The 23,992-nt window shown below is 64.8% G+C and carries 24 protein-coding genes; 10 read left to right on the forward strand and 14 right to left on the reverse strand.

Translation table 11 applies throughout. The features are described from left to right. Positions 1-61 precede the first annotated feature (61 nt). From O4220_RS25915 to O4220_RS25930, 4 genes are all read left to right on the forward strand, one after another. Positions 62-1,102 (forward strand): WcbI family polysaccharide biosynthesis putative acetyltransferase, encoded by a 1,041-nt coding sequence (locus O4220_RS25915; RefSeq protein ID WP_269608420.1) that lies wholly within the window; start codon positions 62-64, stop codon positions 1,100-1,102. Beyond that, entirely contained in the window at positions 1,099-3,420 is a 2,322-nt protein-coding gene (locus O4220_RS25920; protein WP_269608421.1) for a glycosyltransferase, read from the forward strand. The genes O4220_RS25915 and O4220_RS25920 overlap by 4 nt, the downstream gene beginning before the upstream one ends. 103 nt (positions 3,421-3,523) lie before the next feature. Beyond that, positions 3,524-3,754: a hypothetical protein gene (locus tag O4220_RS25925; protein ID WP_269608422.1), complete on the forward strand. Its 231-nt coding sequence runs from the start codon at positions 3,524-3,526 to the stop codon at positions 3,752-3,754. Between the two features lie 101 nt (positions 3,755-3,855). Further along, complete coding sequence (locus tag O4220_RS25930; RefSeq protein WP_269608423.1) at positions 3,856-4,569, forward strand: CDP-alcohol phosphatidyltransferase family protein; 714 nt, start codon at positions 3,856-3,858, stop codon at positions 4,567-4,569. On the opposite strand, the gene O4220_RS25935 is transcribed toward O4220_RS25930, so the two are convergent. Together O4220_RS25935 and O4220_RS25940 are read right to left on the reverse strand one after the other, a co-directional pair. Beyond that, on the reverse strand, positions 4,517-5,353 hold the full coding sequence (locus tag O4220_RS25935) for a YihY/virulence factor BrkB family protein (protein WP_269608424.1): 837 nt from the start codon (positions 5,351-5,353) through the stop codon (positions 4,517-4,519). The two genes, O4220_RS25930 and O4220_RS25935, sit on opposite strands and share 53 nt — an antisense overlap. A gap of 34 nt (positions 5,354-5,387) precedes the next feature. Continuing rightward, complete coding sequence (locus tag O4220_RS25940; RefSeq protein ID WP_269608425.1) at positions 5,388-5,780, reverse strand: OsmC family protein; 393 nt, start codon at positions 5,778-5,780, stop codon at positions 5,388-5,390. A 210-nt stretch (positions 5,781-5,990) separates the two neighbouring features. Between O4220_RS25940 and O4220_RS25945 the strand changes: the two genes are divergently transcribed. Then, the gene (locus O4220_RS25945) at positions 5,991-6,944 is read left to right on the forward strand and encodes a ferritin-like domain-containing protein (protein WP_269608426.1); all 954 of its coding nucleotides are present in this window, start codon (positions 5,991-5,993) and stop codon (positions 6,942-6,944) included. 61 nt (positions 6,945-7,005) lie between these two features. Here the strand turns inward: O4220_RS25945 and O4220_RS25950 are convergent, their stop codons facing one another. Further along, entirely contained in the window at positions 7,006-8,187 is a 1,182-nt protein-coding gene (locus O4220_RS25950; protein WP_269608427.1) for a zinc-dependent alcohol dehydrogenase, read from the reverse strand. 125 nt (positions 8,188-8,312) lie between these two features. Here O4220_RS25950 and O4220_RS25955 point away from each other — a divergent pair, with 125 nt between their 5' ends. Beyond that, a complete protein-coding gene (locus tag O4220_RS25955) occupies positions 8,313-9,320 on the forward strand; it encodes an iron-containing redox enzyme family protein (protein ID WP_269608428.1) in 1,008 nt (335 codons plus the stop codon). Here the strand turns inward: O4220_RS25955 and O4220_RS25960 are convergent. Next, complete coding sequence (locus tag O4220_RS25960) at positions 9,275-9,565, reverse strand: CDGSH iron-sulfur domain-containing protein (protein WP_332112884.1); 291 nt, start codon at positions 9,563-9,565, stop codon at positions 9,275-9,277. The two genes, O4220_RS25955 and O4220_RS25960, sit on opposite strands and share 46 nt — an antisense overlap. Further along, positions 9,549-10,235: a HemK2/MTQ2 family protein methyltransferase gene (locus O4220_RS25965; protein ID WP_269608429.1), complete on the reverse strand. Its 687-nt coding sequence runs from the start codon at positions 10,233-10,235 to the stop codon at positions 9,549-9,551. Before O4220_RS25965 ends, O4220_RS25960 begins: the two co-directional genes overlap by 17 nt. Before the next feature lie 247 nt (positions 10,236-10,482). Between O4220_RS25965 and O4220_RS25970 the strand changes: the two genes are divergently transcribed. Continuing rightward, positions 10,483-10,902: an STAS domain-containing protein gene (locus tag O4220_RS25970; RefSeq protein ID WP_269608430.1), complete on the forward strand. Its 420-nt coding sequence runs from the start codon at positions 10,483-10,485 to the stop codon at positions 10,900-10,902. Continuing rightward, positions 10,899-12,128 (forward strand): NAD(P)/FAD-dependent oxidoreductase, encoded by a 1,230-nt coding sequence (locus tag O4220_RS25975; protein ID WP_269608431.1) that lies wholly within the window; start codon positions 10,899-10,901, stop codon positions 12,126-12,128. The genes O4220_RS25970 and O4220_RS25975 overlap by 4 nt, the downstream gene beginning before the upstream one ends. A 15-nt stretch (positions 12,129-12,143) precedes the next feature. On the opposite strand, the gene glsA is transcribed toward O4220_RS25975, so the two are convergent. Next, entirely contained in the window at positions 12,144-13,349 is a 1,206-nt protein-coding gene (glsA, locus tag O4220_RS25980; protein WP_269608432.1) for a glutaminase A, read from the reverse strand. 46 nt (positions 13,350-13,395) lie between these two features. Then, entirely contained in the window at positions 13,396-13,530 is a 135-nt protein-coding gene (locus O4220_RS25985; RefSeq protein ID WP_269608433.1) for a hypothetical protein, read from the reverse strand. Positions 13,531-13,746: 216 nt separating this feature from the next. On the opposite strand from O4220_RS25985, the gene O4220_RS25990 reads away from it, so the two are divergent. Together O4220_RS25990 and O4220_RS25995 are read left to right on the forward strand one after the other, a co-directional pair. After that, a complete protein-coding gene (locus tag O4220_RS25990; protein ID WP_269608434.1) occupies positions 13,747-15,936 on the forward strand; it encodes a molybdopterin cofactor-binding domain-containing protein in 2,190 nt (729 codons plus the stop codon). Between the two features lie 6 nt (positions 15,937-15,942). Next, positions 15,943-16,407 carry a (2Fe-2S)-binding protein gene (locus O4220_RS25995; protein WP_269608435.1) on the forward strand — a complete coding sequence of 155 codons (465 nt, stop codon included), beginning with the start codon at positions 15,943-15,945 and terminating at the stop codon, positions 16,405-16,407. A gap of 73 nt (positions 16,408-16,480) precedes the next feature. On the opposite strand, the gene katG is transcribed toward O4220_RS25995, so the two are convergent. The 7 genes from katG to O4220_RS26030 form a co-directional block, all read right to left on the reverse strand. Next, complete coding sequence (katG, locus tag O4220_RS26000; RefSeq protein WP_420030468.1) at positions 16,481-18,712, reverse strand: catalase/peroxidase HPI; 2,232 nt, start codon at positions 18,710-18,712, stop codon at positions 16,481-16,483. A gap of 42 nt (positions 18,713-18,754) precedes the next feature. Then, entirely contained in the window at positions 18,755-19,234 is a 480-nt protein-coding gene (locus O4220_RS26005; protein WP_269608444.1) for a Fur family transcriptional regulator, read from the reverse strand. 92 nt (positions 19,235-19,326) lie between these two features. Continuing rightward, complete coding sequence (locus O4220_RS26010; protein WP_269608436.1) at positions 19,327-19,596, reverse strand: metal-sensitive transcriptional regulator; 270 nt, start codon at positions 19,594-19,596, stop codon at positions 19,327-19,329. A gap of 54 nt (positions 19,597-19,650) precedes the next feature. Then, on the reverse strand, positions 19,651-20,070 hold the full coding sequence (locus O4220_RS26015; protein WP_269608437.1) for a DUF302 domain-containing protein: 420 nt from the start codon (positions 20,068-20,070) through the stop codon (positions 19,651-19,653). A gap of 23 nt (positions 20,071-20,093) precedes the next feature. Further along, entirely contained in the window at positions 20,094-22,247 is a 2,154-nt protein-coding gene (locus tag O4220_RS26020; protein WP_420030469.1) for an MMPL family transporter, read from the reverse strand. A gap of 164 nt (positions 22,248-22,411) precedes the next feature. Further along, positions 22,412-22,876, reverse strand: a complete 465-nt coding sequence (locus O4220_RS26025) for a MarR family transcriptional regulator (protein WP_269608438.1) — start codon at positions 22,874-22,876, stop codon at positions 22,412-22,414. Positions 22,877-22,886: 10 nt separating this feature from the next. After that, on the reverse strand, positions 22,887-23,992 hold a 1,106-nt coding region (locus tag O4220_RS26030; RefSeq protein WP_269608439.1), incomplete at its 5' end, for a biotin/lipoyl-containing protein.

The following is a 23,992-nucleotide window of genomic DNA, read 5'->3' on the forward strand; positions in this document are numbered from 1 at the left end:
ACAGGCAGGGCAATCGTGCCTGGTCCCGACACGCGATACGTGTCCAGTACCCACTTTCGCCGTGGTTCAATCGGGGTTGGCGCAGCAGGTCTTCCGGGGCTACCTTGACGAGGAAATGTTCCATTACGAACGAGCACACGACGTCGGGGCAAGCATGGACGGGCGCACCCGCCACTACGGCGAATTCTACGAGGTAGCCGAACGACAACAGGGCCGTGACGCCCCTGAAGACGACGACCGGCCGCTCCTTCTGGTCTGGGGAAATTGTCAGGCCGAAGCACTGCGCATTCTCCTCGATTCCGATCCGGCCATGCCGCTGCGGACGGTGCGCATCCCACCCGTCCACGAGCTCGAGTCCTCGGACCTGCCCTACGTCGACCGGCTCGTGCGCCAGGCGTCGATCCTTCTCACACAGCCGGTTCGGGCCGGCTATCGTTCGCTACCGCTCGGAGTACCCGACCTTGCCGAGACCCTGCCGCCCGACGCCACCGTTGTACGGTGGCCGGTGCTCAGATATGCAGGGCTGCATCCCTTTCAGGTGATCGTTCGACATCCGAGCGATCCTGCCGCCGTTCCGAGCCTGGTGCCTTACCACGACCTGCGCACGATACTTGCCGCTGAGAGCGGACTCGGCGAAGACGACGACTGGGACCGCTCCGTCTCGGACGACGGTCTCCGACACGCAGCCGAGTCGAGCCTCGACGAGTTGCGTCGGCGCGAGAGGCGAGATACCGACATCGCAGCGTCCGACCTGTTCGCCGATGCCGGTCGCGCTGCCACCCACACGATCAATCATGCGACCAATGTGGTGTTGACTGCGCTGGCGCAGCGGATTCTGGACCAGCTCGGCACCGGCTGCACCGCCGCGGATCCGGGCCGCGAATTGCTCGGTGGTGTTCGTGCACCGGTCGAGCGACGAGTACTCGACGCACTCGGTCTCGACGGCGATCCACGGCCCGAGTGGTCGGTCGACGGCACACCGCATTCCCCGAGTTCGGTGCACCGTGCCCATCTGCGTTGGTACGCAGATCGTCCGGAATTCGTCGATGCGGCGCTGAAGCGGCATTCGGAACTGATTCGCATCCTGGAGCTGGTGCCGTGACCCAGCCTGTACACCATCTCGTGATGGGCCCTCCGGAGCACGGAGTGATTCGCTGCGCACGCGAATTGGCCTCTGCAACAGCAAGTCCAGTGATCTCGAACTTCGATGATCCGCCCATCGACATTCCGATACACGTGCACTTCACCGACCGGCTGTTCGGCCGAACCGCGGGTGAGGCCGCAGACGCGTTCGTCTCCGCAGTGGAGCGGCACCGAGCCCCGATCACCGTCACATTGCACGACATCCCGCAGGCATCGGATGGAACCGCGTTCGAAGCGCGAACGACATGCTACCGGCGGGTGATGGATTGCGTGTCTGCAGTCGTCGTCTCCAGCGTGCACGAGCGCCTGCTGCTCGACGACATAGCGCACCGCCGAATCGACACTCGCGTCATTCCGCTGCCGATCCACAGTGCGACAGCAGAACCCGGGCCGCGCGACGCCATGCGCACCGTCGTCGGCGTACTGGGGTTCGTGTACCCGGGCAAGGGGCACGAGGAAGTACTGGAGGCCATGAGATCCCTCGACACTTCTGTCGACCTGCTGTCGATCGGATCCGCATCGCCGGGTCACGAGACCATGATCGACGAACTCGCCTGTGCCGCTGCTCAGTTCGGCCGGTCGTTCGACTCCACCGGCTTCGTTCCCGACGCCGACCTCGACGAGCTCCTTCGGTCTATAGCGATACCCGTCGCGTTCCACCGCCACTTGTCGGCATCCGGTTCCATCAACTCCTGGATCGCGGCAGGCCGTCGTCCCCTGGTCCCCCGCGGTCGGTACGTGGAGGAGATCGAGGCCAATTCTCCAGGGACGCTCTGGATCCACGAGAACTCCGTCGACGGCCTCGCAGCGGCCATGATCGAGGCTCTGGAAGATCCCGACAGGACCTGGCAGCAGACCGGCGTCGTTCCCTATCCGACACTCCACCAGGCAGCGGCGCTGTACTCCGCACTGTTTCGCGAACAGAACGCGCTGGAGGCGCAGGAGCTGCCCGATGGCCGCTGGGTGGTACCGGGCAATCGGTGGGACCTGGTGCCACCCGTCGACCGGAACCCGTCGGTGTCGGTGGCGATCCCGTACTTCGAGCAACAACGCCGGTTGGAGTTGGTTCTGACCGCGCTGACCGCACAGACGTATCCGGCATCCCGCATTCAGGTGATCGTGGCCGACGACGGGTCCCGCGTACCGCCCGACGTCGACAGCTTTCGTTCGGCGCTCGATGTCACCGTCGTACGACAGTCCGACCTCGGGTTCCGTGCGGCAGCGGCTCGCAATCTCGGCGCGTCGGCCGCTCACGGCGAGATTCTGTGTTTTCTCGACGCGGATACCGTTCCCGAGCCCGGGTACATCGCGGAATCGACCCAGCTGCTCGCAGCTCTGCCCGACGCCCTCGCGGTGGGACGTCGACGCCACGCCGACATGGAGGGCTGGGCCTCGAAGGATGTAGCGGAGTGGTTCGGGGGGCGAGCGGCCGGACCGCCGGAGTTGACGGAACCGCTGTGGCTCCGAGACGGATACGCGCACTCGCGCGACTTGCTCGACGCCGATAGACGCTCGTACCGGTACATCATCAGCGCGGTCATGTCCTGCACCCGCCAGCTCTTCTCGGAGATCGGCGGATTCGACGAGAGCATCGTCGGATACGGCGGAGAGGACTGGGATTTCGCGCACCGCGCCTACGACGCCGGAGCCGTCCTGGCACACCTGCCGCGCGCAGTCGCCTGGCACGACGGGCCGGAATGGGCCGAGCGGACGGGCGGAGACCGCGAACGTAAGAACATGGAGGCCATGATGTTGGCCTCACGCATCACCGACCCGGCGGCGCGAACCCACGGTCTGCTCTACGCCGTGCCCGAGATCGTCGTGATCGTGGATTCCGCGGGACACACCTCGGCGTCGCTGCTGCGCACCGTCGGATCCGTTCTGCGCGAAAGAGATTGCGCGGTATGGATTCACGGCACCGACGCAGTCGAGTTGCGACGACCGTGGGGGGACGTCGATCCGCGGATCAACCAGGGGCAGCCGAGCGACACCGGCCGCAGCCACGCCGTTGTACACGTACGCGGCCCGGTGCTGTTCGGCGAGCACACTCTGCGCCGACTGCTCGCCACTGGGGCCGACCGGATGACAGTGGACGTCGGGGGTACGGGAGTCGTCGACATCGGCACTTCTCGGTCGAATGCACGCGCAACGCGGTGGGCAGCGGCCTTGGGGCGCACACCGGAGGACGTGGCCGACGCGTTGTTCGGCCGCACGCACCGCACCGGTGTCGAATTCGGGTTGTCGATCGGCGAGCAGCAGCCGAACCTCGCCTGGTGACGGGTAATACCGTGTCGGAGCCGAGTGAACGATTCAGTGAAGGTCGATGGAAGATACGAGTCGAGGCTCGTCGGGACGAAGTGAAGAGCAAGGTCGGATGAAGATGAACAGAACGCTGTATTCGATGATCTGCATGATGGCGATCATCGCCTTCGTTGCATTGCTTTGGGGCACAGTCGGTTACGTCTATGCCGACACCCACCCGTTGCGCCGCGCGGCGTTTGTCGGTGGCGGAGTGCTGATCTCGGGATGGCTGATCGTGCTCGTCGCCGCGGGCGTCAAGATCTCTCGGCTGAAGGCCCGCAGACGAGAGAGCAACTCCGACACGGATTGAGAACGCCGGCGACGGGTACTCCGGATGGAAGTCTCGACGTACACCCTCCAGTTCGGATGCTCGTCGGGTCTCTCGTATCGGGTGCCGAGCAAGGATCGTCGATGGTCAGTCAGCGCAGTGTGTCCAGTCAGCGGGATTCCCCGGTTCGTCCGGCAACCCGCGACGAGTACCTGTCGACGTGGTCGACGCTGCACAACGGCATCGATCCGTCGTCGTCGGTGTTGGTCAAATGGTGGCTCCGAGTGGTCTACACGCTGAGCGCCCCGCTGGTTCGCGCATCCGTGTCCGCCCATGCCGTCACATTCACTGCCGTCGTCGTGGCCGGCGCGGCGGTGGCACTGTCTCGGCCCGGCACCTCGGCCCCCCTGCTCGCCGCAGTGCTCATCGCTCTCTCGGGCCTGCTCGACAGCATCGACGGCGGCGTCGCGATGATCGGCCGAACCCAATCACAGTGGGGCTATCTGCTCGACACGGTCGCAGATCGCTGCAGCGATCTGCTCCTGCTTGCGAGCGGCTTCGCGTTGGGAGCCCCGATGCCGCTCGTCGTCGCGGTCGGGGTGACGACACTCCTGCACGAGATGGCCCGAGCCCGGGCCGTCGGTGCCGGTATACCCGACGTCGGATTTCTGACGGTATGGGAGCGGCCTTCCCGAGTGATCGCTGCCGCGGTCACTGCCACCGTTGCCGGCGCCGCTCCGGCGAGTGCCGGTACATCGGCGACAATCGGTATTTCCGTGACATGTGCGTTGGCTGTTCTCGGCTTCACTCAGTTGATGTTCGGGCTGCATCGCCGGGCTGATCGAACTCCGCGGTGACCAGCCAGCCTGCGAGCGCCAATATGTGGAACACGAACATCCACAGCATGATTGCCACGCCCCCGCCGATCGCGGTGAGGCCGCCGAACGGCGCGCCGAGATCCACTGGAATCGCCAGGAACAGAATGAAGCCGTGCACGAATCCGGTGACGATGGACGAGGTGACCAGCGATCCCACGGTCAACGCCCGCCAACCCACCGCCCGTGGAGCAATCACTCGGTAGGTCCACGCAAGGGGTACCGACAGAATCAGCCACAGACAGTTGAAACCGAGGAACACGCGCAGCGTCATCGCGCCGATCCCGCCGTCGCCGGTCGTTGCCTCGAGCAGCCGCGCCACGCTCAGTACACCAGCCAGCAGCACCGGGGCCGCGGCGAAGAACGGCATCATCGCCAGTCGGCCGCGCCAGCCGGTGAACGATTCCCGAGTCGGAGCGAACCGCACTATCGCCCGGCGCAGGCCTTCCCCGTAGAACGTCGCGGGAAAGATCGAGATCAGGACCCCGAGTGGACCGAGTTCGATTCCGGCGGTGGCCAATCCGTCCACCGCCGCCCGGGCACCGAGCGCGTCGGGCAGCAGTGCAGACACCGCATCGAAGCCGGATCGTACCCACTCCGCCGATACCAGCAGAGAAGTGGCGCGAATGGCGAGCAGTAGCAGCGGCACGACGGCGATGACGGCGTAGAACGTCAGTCCGCCTGCGATCAGCGTGGTGTCCTCGCGGGCGAAGCCTGCTCTGATGGCGCCGAGGCTTCGACTTGCCCGCGTGCGAATTGTCGTCACGGCTGGAAATGTGCCACAGAATGCCGACGTGGCGTCATTCGAGGACTACGTCCACTCCGTCGATCACCTTGAGAAACGGGCAGATCGACGTCGCCTGCGCGAGGATTGCCTCTGGATTCTCCGTGCCCGGCAGTGACACGGCCAGGGAGAATTTCGCGTCGTACCCGGATGCGTCGGAGTCGGTGAGAACGACAGTGCCCTTGACGGCCAGGTCATCGACACTGCCGCCCACTGTTCCGAGGGCGATGCGCAACGATTCGACCAGGCAACTCGACAGGGCCGCGGCCATGAGTTGCTCGGGGTTGGTGCGTTCTCCGGGGCCACCGAGTTGTTGGGGTTCGCGCACACCGAGAGACAGGACGCCGTCATCGGATGTGACGCCGGTCGCGGTGGCGGAAACGGTTGCTGTGTAGAGCTCGGTGTTCATCGGTCATGGATGTCCACTCGGTACGCGATCGAAACCGGCGTACGCCACGATCACCCCGCACATCCGTCGGGCACGTGTCCCTGTTCACACATCCGCGACTCCTGTTTGACCGAACCTACCGACGGGTAATGACCGGACAGGGCCGAGCATCACGCTGCGACCCGCAGGCATCGGCCACAGGAAATCGATCCCAACCGAAAGGGGAGCACCATGAGCACATCCACTCTGATCGCCCAGTTGCGCGTCGCGCTGCAGCTGACGAACACGGAAATCCAGATCGCGGAAACTCGCGTCGTTCAGGCGCGCACCGAGGCGGTTCGTCGAGAACTGACCCAGAATGCCGCGAACGGCCGTGATCGTGCCGCAGCCATCGAGGAAGCCCTTCGCGGTCTCGGCGGCCTGCCCGATCTCGTATCGCCGTTCCTCGGACGTACGCTCGCTGCCGTCAAAGCCGTCGCCGAACAGGCTCAACCATTCGACGAAGCCCTGTTGGGCGATCTCGCGCTCGAGCAGCAGCTGCTGGGACGAGCAAAGTACATCAAGGCACTGGCAACGGCCGCGAACGAGCCGTCCGTGGTTGCACTGGCCACCAGGCTGGCCACCGCTCACACCGCCACGGTCGAATGGCTCGAGACGGTACTTGCCGAAGACGCTCTCGGCGGACCCGCAGCATTGCGCCGCACCCCGTTCCAGGCCGCTGCAGGTACCGCGGTCAAGATCGTCAACGCACCGGCAACGTGGTCGGCACGAGGCCTCGACCGCGCACTGGATGCAGCTCGCGCCACCCCGGACCGCCTCAGCGCTCTGCTGGGCCGCGGTGCACATGCCGGTGACGTCGCAGTCAAGACCCTGACCGCGAGTCGCGATGCAGCGCTCGAAGCTGCCGAGGACGTCACCCGCAGCGAAGGTGTCGACGCGGTCGCCGACGCGATCCACACTGCTCGCTCGGCCAGCGGAACCCTCGACGCCGACGAGCTACCGATCGCGGACTACGACGAACTCAACGTCTCGGACGCCGTCGCCGCCATCAAGGACCTCAGCAACCCGACCGACGTTCGCACCGTCGTGACGTACGAAGAGGCACACAAGAACCGCCACGGAGTCGTGTCCGCAGGACAGACGCGCGTGGCAGCAATCGCCAAGGACGTCATTTCTGTCGACTGATCCTTCTGCGAATACCGATGCGGCCCGTGATTTTCCGGGCCGCATCGCTGTATTCGAAGCCCTACGGCTTCAGCAGAACCTTGATGGCACCGTCCTGCTTCTTCTGAAAGATCTCGTACGCGTGCGGGGCCTCGTCGAGCGACAACTCGTGCGTTGCGAACGAATCGACGCCGAGCGGGTCGTCGTCACCGAGCAACGGCATGATGTCGTCGACCCACCTCTTGATGTTCGCCTGCCCCATACGAAGTTGAATCTGCTTGTCGAACATCGTCATCAGCGGTAGTGGATCGGCCATGCCGCCGTATACGCCGATGATCGAAACGGTTCCTCCGCGGCGAACGATGTCGATGGCCGAGTACAACGCACCGAGGCGATCCACGCCGGCTTTCTGCATCATCGGAGCTGCAACGGCGTCCGGGAGCATCCCGACGATCTGCTGCGCCAACTTGCCGACCGGTGATCCGTGCGCTTCCATGCCCACCGCATCGATGACGGAGTCGGTTCCCCTGCCGTCGGTCATGTCCCGGATCACGTCGCCGACGCCGCCGCTGTGCTCGGCGAGGTTCACCGTTTCGATCCCTCGCGCAGCCGCGCGAGCAAGCCGTTCGGGAACGAGGTCGACCGCGATGACTCGGGCACCCTTGTGCTGCGCGATGCGAGCGGCCATGTCTCCGATGGGCCCGAGACCGAGCACCGTCACCGATCCTCCCTCGGGGATCGCGGCGTATTCGACGGACTGCCACGCGGTGGGCAACACGTCCGACAAGTACACGAATCGTGAGTCCGGCGGTCCCTCGGGAACTTTGATGTGCGTGAACTGCGCCTGCGGGACACGAAGATACTCGGCCTGTCCGCCGGGCACCTGCCCGTAGAGCTTGGAGAAGCCGAACAATGCTGCGCCCATTCCCTGCTCACGAACCTGTGTGGTCTCGCACTGGGTGTACAGGCTCGAATTGCACATGTAGCAGTGTCCGCAGGAGATCTGGAACGGGATGACGACGCGGTCACCGACGGCGAGATCACCGGTGTGCGAACCGACCTCCTCGACGATGCCCATGGGCTCGTGGCCCAGAATGTCGCCCTCGTCCATGAAGGCACCGAGAGTTTCGTACAGATGCAGATCCGAGCCGCAGATGTTGGTGGTCGTGATCTTGACGATCGCGTCCGTCGGCTGCTCTATTCGCGGATCGGGAACCGTGTCCACGCTGACTTTTCTCTTGCCCTGCCAGGTGACTGCGCGCATGAGGTCCTTCCGGTGGATTCGACGCCGAACTTCGATGTCGTGCACAACGCATTGCCGGTTGTGACGGCTCACAAACACTTGCGCGGACAGCGATTGGTACCGCCACGCGATGGGTAGCCTCAGGCATGACCGAGCTTCTATCCGCCCGCCCGACCGCCGCACGTTCCCCCGTCCTGCCGCTGCCGTGCGGGCCGATTTCGGAAGCCGTCGTGCGGTGCCTGACCACAGGTGAGCCGGGTAATACCTCGATTCTGCCGACGCTGACGGACGTGGATTCCACGTCACGAGACGTACAACTCACGTTGCTGATCTGCTACGAATTGCACTATCGCGGCTTCGACGGTGTCGCCGACGCATGGGAGTGGGACCCCGATCTCCTTCGCCTGCGAGCCACGCTCGAATCCGCTTTCCTCGAGTACGTTCGGGCTCACGTCGAACCCGGGCACGATGCGGCCGCGGAGATGGACTCCCTCTCCGTCGAGGCGACCTCGGGAACCGGCCCGTCGTGGTTTCTGCGCGACGAGGGCTCGTGGGAGCAGATGCGCGAGTATTTCGTGCATCGGTCGATCTACCATCTCAAGGAAGCCGATCCGCACGCCTGGGCCATCCCCCGATTGACCGGCCAAGCCAAAGCTTCTTACGTGGCAGTCGAATTCGACGAGTACGGCGGCGGGAAAGGGGATCGCGTCCACCAGAAACTGTGGGCCGACTCCATGGTGGCCGCCGAGCTCGATGCGTCGTACCTCGGATACGTCGACCGTGTTCCCGCTCAGACTCTGGCGTGGGTGAACCTGATGTCGCTCTTCGGTCTGCACCGGCGACTGCGTGGTGCCACGGTCGGACACCTCGCCGCCACCGAGATCACGTCGTCGCCGGGCTCGCAGCGGTACGTACACGGCCTGAAGAGGTTGAAGGCGCCCCGAGCATGCATTGCGTTCTACGCAGAGCACGTCGAGGCGGATGCGGTGCACGAGCAGGTACTCCGGCACGATGTCGTCGGCAACCTACTCCGCGACGAGCCCGAACTCGAGGCCGACGTGGTATTCGGAATGCGCGCACTGGATTTCGTGGAGAACGAGCTCGCGGATCACGTGATGTCGCGCTGGTCGGCGGGTCGGTCCTCGCTCGACTGAGCCTGCCGCTTCTTGGCGCGATGACTGGTGTCGCACAACGGATAGTTCTTGCTCCGTCGGCACGTGCACACCGCCACCGCAAATCGGTCGGAACACACTCGAGTGCCGTCGTCCAACTCGATCTCGACAGGGCCGTCTATGACAATCGGCCCACCCTTGACGATGCGGACGGTAGTGCGTTTCGTTGTGGACGCCGCGGGACCATCGTTGTCGCCGACGGGACTGCCCTCATCGTCGGTCGGCACGAATGACCACCAGATCCTCGATGTCGCGGGATGGTTCGAGCAGTCCGACCTGCTGAAGCCAGGCAGCCCTCTCCGTCATGACCGGGCCGAACGAGATCGATCGACGTGCGGCCACGGACACCGTCATGCCTGTACGGCGGAGCATCGCCTCGGTTCGTTCAGGGGCGGAGTACTCCGACTGCACCACCATCAGGGTCCCGCCGGAAACGAGCAGGTCGTGAGCGGCATCGCACAGCGGATCCAGCACCACTCGGCCGTCGTGGCCGCCGTCCCAAGCTCGGTGCGGACCGACACCCTCGGGCACTGCCTCCGAGGGCACGTACGGCGGATTGCACAGAACCACGTCGAACGGTTCGAGCACCGACGCGTCCGCGAACGACCCGAGGCGGACGTCGGCGTCGACGTCGAAGGCGGCAGCGTTGCGGCGAGCGCACTCCACCGCGAGCGGCGAGATGTCGAACGCCACCACTTCACGTGCGCCCAACGACGCCGCAGCGAGCGCGACGGCACCGCTACCGGTGCACATATCGAGCACCCGGGCACCCCGCACCACCCCGGCCCGCGATGCCATTTCGCACAGGAGCCATGAATCGTCCTGCGGCTCATACACTCCGGGGTCTGCGTGGACCAGGCGGGCGGATTTGAACGTATCGAATTCCGTCGTCGTCATCGAGGTGTCCTCTCGGAGATCGTCATCGCAAGACGTGCCCTCTCGGGCTGTGTGCCGAGCGTGGACTCCACTCGAAGGTGGCAACTGTATGCCCGATTGCACCGGGCGCAAACAAGCCGCTTGAAACCGCACGAATCGGGTAGTCCAGAGACAGCTCGCGGTGAAGCCAACGCCGCCTTTCGCCCGTGTCGGGTCCACACCGTGTTCGTCGGCATCGCTGCCCGCGTCTTACATCGAGGAGATTCTCTTGTCGGTTCTACCCTCCATCGACCCTGTTCCCGCCGTCGTCGTACCGTCGCTTCGACAGGTGTTTCCGGCACCGACTGCTGGTGCCGGCATCACCGTCACCGAGTTCGGCGGTGCCACCGTCGTTCGCGTCGTCGGAGAATTCGGTCGGCAGGATCTCGGCGTGCTGGCCGAGACGCTCGGCGACGCATCGGTCGAAGGTTCTCGGTTGGTGCTCGATCTGACCGCAGTCGACGCAGTCCCGGCAGGCACAGCGGCGATCCTCGATGCCACGTCGATGCATCTGAGCCGGTGGGGCACTCGACTGGCTGTGGTCGGTTCGATCGAGTCGACCCGAGCGCTGGCCGCGGACTCGTTCGGCCGCACAGCATTTCACACCACTCTCGACGCTGCACTCGCCTACCGGGAGATGTCGGCTTGACCTCGACCGGCGTCGACGGCCGCCACGACGTTCTCGTTCTCGGCGGCGGCAACGCAGGCGTCAGTGCGGCCGCACGCGCAATTCGACTCGGTATCGACGATGTAGCAGTGATCGAACCCCAGTCCGTGCACACCTATCAGCCACTGTTGTCGTACGTCGGCGGCGGCCAAGCCCGACTCCGCGACGCGGAACGAACTCAACGCTCGGTGATGCCGAAGAGCAGCACCTGGATCCAGGACACGGTAGCCCACGTCGACCCCTACGAAAAGGTGGTCACGACCGCGTCGGGTCGGCGCTACGGCTATCGAGACCTGATCATCGGGACCGGTCTCGTGCCCGATCACGACGCTCTTCCCGGAATCACTGCAGCCGCCGACTCGGACGCGGTGACGAGCAACTACCTTGGTCGCGCCGAGAAGACCTGGCAACTGATCTCCCACTTCCCGGCACCCGCGGTAGGCGACTCCTCCGGCCGCGGCACGGCAGTGTTCACGGTGCCGCGGCCACCCGTGGGCTGCACCGGCACCACGCTCAAACCACTGTTCCTGGCCGCCGCTCACTGGCGGGCGACCGGGCAACTCGCCGACATCGACATCACCCTGGTGATCGACCGCGAGGGTCTACTCGACGTGCCTCGGCTGGATTCGGTGTTGCTCGATCGTCTCCGCGATCTCGGCGTCCGGATACTGCATCGCACAGCAGTGACCGCGCTTTCCCCCGACACTCGGCAGATCACCGTCACCGATCACCTTGGCGCAGAGCAGATCATCGACTACCGGATGCTGCACCTGGTGCCACCGTTTCGCGGACAGCCGTGGGTCGAGTCGTCGAAACTGACCGGAGACAGTCAGCACGGTCTGGTCGACATCGACCCCCGCACCCTGCGACACCGCGAACACAGCGAGATCTGGGCCGCCGGGGACGGTGCCGGAATCGACACCGATTCTTCCGGCGGTGGGCTGAGAAAGCAGATCACCGTTCTCATCGACAATCTGCTGGCCGCCAGAGCCGGACGAGAACTGTCCTCGTACGACGGGTACACCGTGGCACCGGTGACGACCGACGCCCACCGTCTCGTTGCGGCCGAGTTCGACCGAACCGGGACACTCACGCCGTCGCTACCGTCGTTTCTGGATCCACTGAAAGCGCGACGATCGGCCTGGCTGTTCGACCGCTACGGCCTGCCACTGAGCTACTGGAACATGATTCTCCGTGGACGCCTCTGAGGCACCGCCCACCGATCAGTCGAGTTCGAGTACTGCCATCAGTCCGTGCGGATCATCGATGTCGACGTCGTGTCCGTCCTCGCGCAGACCGGCGGCTGCGTCCTCGAGAAGCCGACGTGCCACGTCGTCCATCGCGCGAACATGGTTCAGATCGAGGGTGATTCGGTGATGGGCGTCGATGCCCTCGGCCAAGGTGGCCAGGACCGACTCGGCTCCGGCGAAACGTAGGTCACCTTGCAGTTGCACGATCGTCGCGTCCTCACCCGTCACCTCACGAATGGCCGACGTACCACTCGGTGCCACATGCATCATGTGCAATTCGAGATCCCGAGAGAGACGCTCGAACACGGCGACTCCTCGCACACTGTTTCCGTGCTCGTTCAACTTGGGCGACAGCACAGCCAACCCGACCTGCCCCGGAAGCACACCGACGATCGCACCAGCCACCCCGCTCTTGGCCGGAATACCCACCGCCGCAACCCAACTCCCCGATCCGTCGTACATCCCGCAGGTGGACATCACCGACAGCACGTGACGATTGACCGCACCGTCGATCAACCGTTCCTCGGTGATGGGATCGACTCCCCCGTTGGCCATCACCGACGCAATGGTGGCCAGGTCCACGCAGTTGACGTCCACCGAACATTGTTGGGCGTAGCCGTCGACCACCTCGGCCGGGTCGGCTGCGAGAATTCCGACGGATTTCAGAAGGTAGGCGATCGCGGTGTTGCGGTCGTCCGATTCGATCTCGGCTTCGTAGACCGACGTGTTGGTGCTCAACTGCCTTCCAGCGCAGCGGCTGTGCAAGTCCCTGATGCGATCGGCACGCTCCTGCGCCGAGTTCCCCCGAATCATCGAGTGCACAGCGAGTGCTCCTGCATTGATCAGCGGATTGCGCGGTCGACCCGTGGCGCGTTCGAGCGAGATCTCGTTGAACGAATCGCCGGACGGTTCGACGTCGGTGGCCTCCAGCATTCGTTCGAGTCCGTTGTCCTCGACGGCCAACGCATACGCGAGGGCCTTGGAGATGGACTGGATCGAGAATCCGGTATTGCAATCACCTGCGGCATAGACCGATCCGCCGACGGTCGCAAGGGCCACCGCGAAGGTCTCCGGGTCTGCTCGCTCGAGTTCGGCGTTACCCTCCGCGATTGCCCCGCCGTCGAGGTGTCGGCAATCGTCGAGGACGGATTCGAGGTAGCGGGTGATCGGTGACTGCATACCGTCACGCTAACTCGGTGCAGAGGTCACTTCCGCATTGCGCGATTCAGCGGTCGCGCTCGGAGTTCGTCGTCGACGCGCTCTGAAACATCTCCAGGAAGGATCCGAAGCTCTGGCCACTCGTCGCAGTGTTGTCGCGTGCGTCCTGTGCGGGTCCGACCGCCGCGTTGTCTGGTTCCATGTCACCGATGTTGCCGTTCGGACATGTCAGCGGATCTGGAGGCAATATCACGATAGGGCAACAAAAGGTAACGAATCCATAACGGCCACCGAGGTGGCACCGTCGTGACGTGTGACAAGTGCCCGAGGAATTCTCGGGTTCGCGAACGGCCGAACCTCGACGTACGCCGTTTGTCGGATCGGCGACGGTAAAGTCGGGCCCGACCGAAAGGACGATGTGACGCACGCGACACCCGGACGGCGCACCGTATCGCGTCGTTCCTTCTTCACCGCTGTAGTGGCCGGATCCACGTTGCTGCTCGTCACACGCACCACCGCGTCCGCGGAACCGGCCGGCACCGACGGTGAGCCCGATCAGGTCCTCACCGCGATTCCCGCCGACTCGAATCTGGTGATCCTCGAGGTGCGCGGGGACGGCTCTGTGCACTGCGCGTTGCCCCGTGCCGAGATCGGACAGGGACTGACCACCTCGGTGGCGATGCTGATAGCGGAAGAGCTGGACACTTCTCTCGACAAGACCGCCGTGTCACTCTCACGTGGCCGGCAGGAACTGATCGGAAACCACTACACGGGCGGCTCCAACTCCATCCAGTCTCTCTGGGAGCCCGTTCGATCCATCAGTGCGACGGCACGAGCGCGGCTGCTGCGCGCTGCCGCCGATCGGTGGGGTGCCGACGTCGGCACGCTGAGGATCGTCGACGGTGTCGTCATGGCACCGGACGGACGGTCGGCACACTTCGGCGAGCTGGCAGCCGCTGCCGCGGCCCCGGAACTGCGCTTCGAGGCGGTGGACCCGAAGTCGGAGGAAGATCTGACGGTCGTCGGCACACCGACCACGCGCCAGGATGCTCGCGCGATCGTCACCGGTCGGCTCACCTACACGCTCGATCTCGACGTGCCCGACGCCATGCCTGTCGTCGTCCGACGCCCACCGACGATCAACGGAACCGTTGCCTCGGTGGACGAGGCGGCCTTGCGAGCGATGCCAGGGGTCATCGATGTTGCCGTCGTGTCCACCGGGGTCGCCATCATGGCGCGCACCTTCGGATACGCGCTCGCGGCGAAGGACGCCGCGGTGGTCACATGGAACGCCGGAACCATCGACGACGAGTCCACCGATTCCATCCAGGACAGGCTTCGGCGGAGCACCCCGGCGTTCACGGGTTTCGGCGGAGTAGGCAGGCCCGAGCTGCCGGGCGAAACGAAACTGAACGTCGATTTCGACTTCGCTCCCGTCTCGCATGCCGCGATGGAGACCAATTCGGCAGTCGCCGACGTGCGATCCGACTGCGCAGACGTCTGGGCATCGATGCAGCTCCCCAACTACGCCGGGCAGAAGATCGCTCTGACACTGGGCATTCCGTTGAATCGGGTCACCACCCACGTGATGAACGGCGGCGGCTCGTTCGGCAGGCGGCTCTACTTGGACGGCCCACTCGAGGCCGCCGTTATCTCGCGAGCGATGGGCAAACCGGTGCGGCTGATGTGGTCACGGGTGGACGACATGCGGCACGGCCGAGCCCGGCCCGCGGTGCACACCAAGTTCGACGCGGTCCTCGCCCGCGGCACGGTGATTTCCTGGGAGCAGCGCGTAGCCGCAGTGTGCACCGATTTCGACGGCGGTTTCGGTGACCTCGTCACCGACGCATTGGCCCCGTCCCCGCTGATTTCTCAGACGCTGTTCCACAGCACCCGCGACCCGTACTCGTTCACCGACAGCAGCATCAGGACCCTCGTCGAGGTACCGGTCCAGATGCCCACCGGCAGTTGGCGATCGGTGTTCTCGGGAACGGTACGTACAGCGGCCGAGATCATGGTGGATCGTATCGCCGACGCCCTCGATACCGATCCGCTGGAGCTACGCATAGGGGCGGTGGCGAGCGACCGCCACCGTGATGTGCTGAATACGCTCGCCGCGGAGGGCAACTGGGGTGCAGACCTCGGCCCCGGCCGGGCGCAGGGCATCGGGTTCCATGCCGAGTTCGGTTCCAGTGCCGGATATCTCGTCGAGATCGACGCGCAGGACCCGCGAGCGCCGCGCGTGAGAAAAGCCGTCATAGTCGTGGACGTCGGCCGCGTGGTCAACCCCCGCAGTCTCGAAGCCCAGATGATCGGCTGTCTGATGGACGGCATCTCGACCACCCTCAGAGCCGGACTGCACTACGAGCAGGGGCTGCCACTCGAAGGTAGTTACTCGCAGTTCCACTATGCCCGCCAACGCGATTCACCACCGGATGTACGGGTGGTGATCATGCCGCCCACCACCGAGAACCCGGGTGGCGCAGGAGAATTGGGAGTGCCCGCTGCAGCCGCCGCAGTGGCCAACGCGTACGCACGCGCCACCGGTACCACCCCCACCAGCTTCCCGATCCTGTTCGACGTCGACTTCGAACCGTTCCCGAAATGAGGATCCATGGCTGAACAGAAGTTCGTCGTCAACGGGGTCGCGGTGTCGGTCGACCTACCCGGCGACATGCCGTTGCTCTGGGCCCTGCGCGACGAACTCGGTGTTCGCGGCCCCAAGTACGGGTGTGGCATCGGCGTGTGTCACGCCTGCACGAGCCATCTAGACGGGGAGGAGGTACTCCCCTGTGTCACACCGGTCTCCGATGCCGTCGACAAAGAAGTCACGACCATCGAAGGACTCGCGGACGGCGATGTTCTCCATCCGGTGCAGCAAGCCTGGATCGACGAGGACGTCTCACAGTGCGGCTACTGTCAGCCGGGCCAGATCATGGCTGCTGTCGCACTGCTGAAGCGCATCCCCGACCCGACCGACGAGGACATCGACACCATCGAGAACGTCTGTCGATGTGGTACCTATCCCCGAATCCGACGGGCCATCAAGGCGGCCGCGAAAGCTATGTCGCAGCGTTGATCGGATAATTCTCTGCCACAGCACAACACCCCGCGAACCACAGGTTCGCGGGGTGTTGTGTGAACTACCCGATTCAGCTCAGTTCGAAGCGATCGAGCATCATGACCTTGTCCCAGGCAGCGACGAAATCACGGACGAACTTCTCCTTGGCGTCGTCGCAGGCGTACACCTCTGCGAGAGCGCGCAATTCGGAGTTCGAGCCGAAGACCAGATCGTTACGAGTTCCGGTCCACTTCTTCTCACCGGTCGCGGCATCCTTGGCCTCGTAGATGCCCTCCTCCGCGGTGGGAACCCACTCGGTGCCCATGTCGAGGAGGTTGACGAAGAAGTCGTTGGTGAGCGTGCCGACCTTGTCGGTCAGGACGCCGTGCGACGACTGCTTGTAGTTCGCGCCGAGCACGCGCAGACCACCGACGAGCACGGTCATCTCGGGCGCACTGAGCGAGAGCAGGTTTGCGCGATCGACCAGGTTGAACTCGGCCGGCAGCTTCTGGCCCTTGCCGAGGAAGTTGCGGAAACCGTCGACCTTGGGCTCCAGATCGGAGAACGAGTCGACGTCCGTCTTCTCCTGCGTGGCATCCATGCGGCCCGGGGTGAAGGGAACCGTGACGTCGACGCCGGCGTTCTTGGCGGCCTGCTCGACGGCAGCGACGCCACCGAGCACCACGAGGTCGGCGAAGGACACCGTTCCGGAGAACGACTGCTGGATTCCTTCGAGGACGCGGATGACCTGTGCGAGCTCGTCGGGCTCGTTGACCTCCCAGCCGGCCTGCGGCTGCAGACGCAGACGGCCACCGTTGGCACCGCCGCGCTTGTCACTGATGCGGAACGACGACGCTGCCGCCCACGCAGCCGAGATCAGCTGCTCCTGAGTCAGTTCGGATCCGAGGATGGCCTGCTTCAGTTCGGCGACCTGTGCGTCACCGATCAGCTCGTGATCGACGGCCGGGATCGGGTCCTGCCAGAGCAGGGGCTCCGCCGGAACCTCGGGGCCGAGGTACCGCGAGACCGGGCCCATGTCGCGGTGGGTGAGCTTGAACCATGCCTTCTGGAACTCCTCTGCGAGCTCCTCGGGATGGTCGAGCCACCGCCGGGTGATCTGCTCGTAGATCGGGTCGACGCGCATCGCGATGTCGGAGGTGAGCATCGACGGGTGGCGACGCTTGGAGGGATCGGCGGGGTCGGGAACGAGATCTGCGCCCTCGCCGTTCTTGGGGCGCCACTGGTGTGCACCGGCAGGGCTCTTGTAGAGCTCCCACTCGAACCCGTACAGGGTTTCGAGGAACGAGTTGTCCCACTGGGTGGGCGTGGGGGTCCAGATGACCTCGAGGCCACTGGTGATCGCATCTGCGCCGACACCACTCTGGTAGCTGTTCTTCCAGCCCAGGCCCATCTGCTCGATGGGGGCACCCTCGGGCTCGGCACCGATGTGCTCGTCGGGGTCCGCTGCGCCGTGTGTCTTACCGAACGTGTGTCCACCGACGGCGAGTGCCGCGGTCTCGATGTCGTTCATGGCCATCCGGCCGAAGGTCTCGCGAATGTCCAACGCGGACTGCACGGGATCGGGGTTGCCGTTGGGGCCTTCGGGGTTGACGTAGATCAGGCCCATCTGCACTGCGGCCAAGGGGTTTTCGAGACTCGTGCGGTCACCGTTGTAGCGCTCGTCTCCGAGCCAGGTCTGCTCGGGGCCCCAGTAGACGTCCTCGTCCGGCTCCCAGGCGTCGACGCGTCCGCCGGCGAAGCCGTAGGTCGGCAGACCCATGGACTCGATGGCGACGTTGCCGGTGAGCACGATCAGGTCGGCCCAGGAGAGCTTGCGGCCGTACTTCTGCTTGACCGGCCAGATGAGGCGCCGAGCCTTGTCCAGGCTCGCGTTGTCGGGCCAGCTGTTGAGGGGAGCGAAGCGCTGCATGCCCGCTCCGGCACCGCCGCGTCCGTCCTGCTTGCGGTACGTGCCGGCTGCGTGCCATGCCATGCGAATGAAGAAGGGGCCGTAATGACCGAAGTCGGCAGGCCACCAGGGCTGCGAGTTCGTCATCAGGGCTTCGATGTCACGCTTGACCTCGGCGAGATCGAGAGAGTTGAACTCGGCTGCGTAGTCGTAGTCGGGGCCCATGGGGTCGCCGACTGCCGGGTTCTTCTTGAGGATCTTCAGATTCAGCGACTTGGGCCACCACTCACGGTTGCTTCCGCCTTCGACGGGCGTCGGCATCGAGTCGTGCATGACCGGACACTTGCCGCCGCCACCCTCCTGCGGCTGATCCTCGTTCATCTCTTTTTCGCGTGTTACGTGGTCTTCAGACACGTGCTTCCTTCCAAGGTATGACGATCGGGCTGTGATCGGTGGTCACGAACTCTGCTGTGTTCGAGACCGGGGAGGGAACTGAACGGGAACCGCCGGCTGCTCGCGAGCTGCCGAACACTGTGCGCAGAGGCCCCAGTAGATGACCTCCGCCTCGTCGATGGTGAAACCGACGGAGTCCGATGCCGTGAGACACGGCGTCTCGCCGACTGCGCAATCGACATCGGCTATGACGCCGCACGAGCGGCACACGGCGTGATGGTGATTGTCGCCGACGCGCGATTCGTACCGCGCGGGCGAACCCGCCGGCTCGATCCGCCGAACCAGGCGCGCAACCGTCAGTGCATTGAGGACGTCGTAGACCGTCTGCCGCGACACCTCGGGCAGCATGGATCGCACGAGCCCGAGAATGGTGTCGGTATCTGCGTGCGGGTTGGTTTCGACGACCTCGAGCACCGCGACCCGGGGACGGGTCACGCGCATATCGGCAGTGCGCAATTGCTCCGCATGCGGCGAGATCGGCATCACGCAGCCAGTATCGTCCGGCTTTCTGGACCAAGTCAAGTATTCGCCCGAATCTGTCGGCTCGGACACCGCATGTTCACTTCGGAGCCTCGTCAGGCCAACGCCAGAAACAACTTTTCGAGTTCCGCCTCGGTCATCGGCTCCTTGCCGCCAGCGCTCTCACCCGTCATGCACTCACGCAGACCCGTCGCCACGATCTTGAACCCGGCTTTGTCCAGTGCACGCGAGACAGCAGCAAGCTGGGTGACGACGTCCTTGCAATCGCGACCGTTCTCGATCATCCCGATGACGCCGGCAAGCTGACCGTGCGCGCGCTTGAGTCGGTTGAGTACCAGTGCGATGCTGTCGTCGTCGCCGATCATGTCGATCCCCTCGGTGGTGTTGGTGTCGAAACCAAGATGGTACCCCCGGGGGCATCAGGCAGGGCTGGATCCACGTCCGCCCAGAGCAGCGATGGCCGCCTCCAGCCTGGTTGTCGCGTCCGCGGCGACCGCGGCCAATTCCGGCTCACCGGTGACCTCGACCATGATGGCCGGGTTCATCGCCTCGACGATCACCGATCCCGAGGTTGCCGTGTCGTCACGCACGACCACGTTGCACGGCAGCAGCAAACCGATCTGCTTCATGACACCGACCGCACGGTGAGCCAGTCCGGGGTTGCATGCACCGAGGATCGTGTAGCGCTCCATGTCCTCGCCGAGCTTCGCCTTCAGGGTCGCCTGCATATCGATCTCGGTGAGGACTCCGAAACCCTGCTCCGACAGCGCTCTCTTCGTGCTGTCGATCGCGGTGTCGAAATCGGTATCGGTCAGTGTGGTGGACAATGCGATGTTCATGGAGTCTCCTCGAAAATTGTGCGTCAGTGAGAAAAGCGGATGGAGGGCAGGACGGCACGTAGCCATGCAGGCGACCACCACGCGCCGTGTCCGGTCAGCCGTAGCAGGACCGGTAGCAGGACGAGTCGAACCAGGAACGCGTCGAGCAGTACCGCAACGCCCAGGATGATGCCCATCTCCTTCGGGGGCAGCGGATCCGACAGTGCGAATGTGAAGAACACTGCCACCATCACCGCTGCGGCGGCAAAGATGACTCGTCCCGAGTGAGCCAAGCCGTCGACCTGGGCCACCTTGGAATCACCGGTGCGCTCGTAGTGCTCCTTGGCGGTGGCCAGCAGAAAAACGGTGTAGTCCATGGCGATGGCGAAGATCATCGCGAAGAAGAACACCGGACCCCAGCCGTCCAGGAATCCCTGCGGGGTGAAACCGAGCAGTGATGCGCCGTGGCCGTCCTGGAAGGTCAACTTGGCGACGCCGAAGGCTGCGGCAGTGGACAGCAGGCTCACCAGCGTGCCGAGCAGCGCGATCAGCGGGGCCTGCAGTGCCACCAGAAGCAGCACGAATCCGAGGACCAGGATGATCCCGACGACGATCGGCAGGTAATCGTTCAAGGCCTGCTGCAAATCGAGGTTCTCCGCGGGCGCTCCTCCGACGAGCGCGGAGTCGGTCAGAGCGGCGCGCAGATCATCGAGAATCGAGCCCATCGCCTCGTCGGACGGATCGACCGACGGAATTGCCTGCAGCAGTGCATATCCCGATCCATCGGTCGCACCCTGCGGCGGAGTCACCATCGAGATCCCCTCGACTCGAGCTGCCGCCTCAGCGGTGCCGACAGCATCCGCGTCGGGCACGACGATCTGCAGCGAACCCGGTGCACCCGGGCCGAACTGGGCCTGCACCAGCTCGTAACCCTGCCGCACCGGTGCATCCTCCGGCACCACGGCGATGGACGGCATCGCCACCTTCAAACCGAGCACCGGGAGTGCCAGGGCGATCAGAATTCCCACGGAGACAACGGCGAACGGCCACGGGTGCTTGTGCAACAACTCACCCCATGCTGCGAACTTCGGGGATCGATGCTCCTGACGCTTGGCGTACGGCAACGATGCGGCGTTGACCTTGGGTCCGAGCGCCCCCAATGCCGCAGGCAGCAGTGTCATGGTCGCCAGCAGCACGAAGGCGACGGCCAGCATTATCCCGACAGCCATGGTGCGCACCGCGGGCGCGGGCACGAGCAGTACAGCGGACAGACTCACCAACACCGTCAGACCGGACAATACGACGGCTTTGCCTGCGGTGTCCATGGTTTCGGCGACAGCACCCCTGGGGTCGGCGTGACGCAGCGCGTCGCGGAATCGAGCGACGACGAACAGCGCGTAGTCGATTCCGAGCGCGAGGGCGAACATCATCGCGAAATTCATGGCCCACACCGAGATGGGCGTGACGCCGTTGAGCAGAACGAGACCACCCGCGGAGGCGACGAGTCCGGCGACGGTGAGCAGCAGCGGCAAGCCGGCGGCGACGAGTGAGCCGAACGCGAGCACCATGATCGCCAATGTGACCGGCCAGGAGAACAATTCGGCTTGGATCATCGCGTCGTGGTTCGCCTTGTTGAAGTCCGACCACAGTGCCGACGAGCCGGTGGGATACACCTCGATTCCGTCGCCCGAGAGCCCGGTCAATCGCTCTTTCACATCGTCGACGGCTTTGACCATCTCGTCGGTGGTGCCGTTCGCCCCCGCGATGACGATGCCGGTTCGGCCGTCCGGGCTGATGGTCGTACCCGGTTGCGGCGCAACGACATCTCCGAATCTGGTGTCACCGGCGAACACGTCGGACACGTCGACGATCACCGCCTGGACGGCGGGATCGGTGATGGGTGCTGCATCGGAGTGGACCACCACCTGCACCGCCGCGGAGGAGTTGCCGCCGAAATGCTGCTGGGCCAATTCTCGAACCTGAACGGATTCGGATCCGTTCGCCTGCCACCCCGCCCCCGCCAGGGAAGTGAAGACCGAGGGCGCAAACGAACCGAGGCCGATCAACGCGATGAGCCACACGCCGAACACCCATCGTCGGTGCGTCACCATCGCGCCGCCCGCGCGGCCGAGCACGCCAGGCTCGGCCACAGGCCGATCATCCGGTGGACGAAGAACTTCGACATCGCGCAGCGACATGGTTCTCCTATACGGGTGGGGGTATCGATCGGGGCAGAGGGAACCCCGAGCGACCGAACGTGCCCACCTTCGCATATACCCAAGGGGGTATGCAAGTACCCCTGGGGGTATCAACCCAGGGGTACTCGAATCACACCAGGCGCGCCGTTGTGGTCAATCGCCGATCAGTGCCGACCGTTCCACTGCTTCTCTATCCCCCGCAGGACCTCGAGCGTCTGGGCAGAGTCCGCATCGACCGCCATCCGAGCTCGGGCGCGCTCGAGTGCGCGCTCGGCGCGCGTCACAGCACGGTGCCCCGAGTCGGTGGCCTCGACCAAGTACTGCTGCCGATTCCGCGGATTGACGCTTCGCACCAGCAGTCCCGCGTCCACCAGGCTCGCGGTGGTCGCGGTGATGCTTGTTCTGTGCCGCACCAACTCTCGCGACAATGTGCTGTACGACGTCGGCCCTCGCCTGCACACGAGTTCCAGAACCTCGTACCTCGCCCAGCTCAGCCCCTGTGCGTCCAGTGCCTCCGCCAGACGAACCCGCGCGGCCGACGCCATGCGCAGCACCGTCGACACGATTTCGAGCTCGGTCGAATGCGCCGGAGAGGTACCACCGTCGAACGATTCAGCGAGGGCAGTCATCGGATACTCCCTACTTGATTTCTGTGAGGATGGTGCCTTGGGTGATGGCGTCGCCTGCGGTGACGGTCAGGCCGGTGATGGTGCCTGCTTTGTGGGCGGTGACGGGGTTCTCCATTTTCATCGCTTCCAGGACAGCGATGAGGTCCCCTACCTCGACGGTGTCGCCTTCGGTGACGGCGACTTTGACCACGGTGCCCTGCATCGGTGCGGTGACGGAGTCACCGGATGCCGCTCCGGCTCCGGCTCCGCCGCGGGTACGCGGCTTGGGTTTGCGGCGTACCGCACCGGCAGCACCGCCACCGTTGCCGCCGAGGGAGAGTTCCCCGGGGAGGGAGACCTCGACGCGGCGGCCACCGACCTCGACGACCACCTGTTGGCGGGGCAGCAGTTCCTCGTCGTCGAGGGGTTGTCCGGCGGTGAACGGGGGAACCTGGTTGTCCCATTCGGTTTCGATCCACCGGGTGTGCACCGAGAAGGAGTCGCCGTCGCCGATGAACGCCGGGTCGGAGACCACCGCAGCGTGGAACGGGATGACCGTCGCCAGGCCGTCGACGGTGAATTCGGCCAGGGCTCGACGCGAACGCGCGAGTGCTTCCTCGCGGGTGGCTCCGGTGACGATGAGTTTGGCGAGCATCGAATCGAACTGGCCACCGATCACAGAGCCGGATTCGACACCGGAGTCGACGCGGACACCGGGGCCGGAGGGGGCGGTGAAGGTGGTGACCGGTCCGGGTGCGGGCAGGAACCCACGGCCGGCGTCTTCGCCGTTGATCCGGAACTCGAACGAATGCCCCCGCGGTTCGGGGTCGTCGGTGATGGACAGTTCCTCACCGTTGGCGATCGCGAACTGCTGCAGCACCAGGTCGATGCCGGAGGTTTCCTCGGTGACGGGATGCTCGACCTGCAGACGGGTGTTGACTTCCAGGAAGCTCACGAGGCCGTCTTGGCCGACGAGGTATTCGACGGTTCCGGCGCCGTAGTAGCCGGCTTCGAGGCAGATGGCTTTGGCGGAGGCGTGGATTTCTTTGCGTTGGGCGTCGGTGAGGAACGGGGCGGGGGCTTCTTCGACGAGTTTCTGGAAGCGGCGTTGCAGGGAGCAGTCGCGGGTGCCGGCGA

This window comes from Rhodococcus ruber (assembly GCF_027270735.1).
Classification (GTDB): Bacteria; Actinomycetota; Actinomycetes; order Mycobacteriales; family Mycobacteriaceae; genus Rhodococcoides; species Rhodococcoides rubrum_A.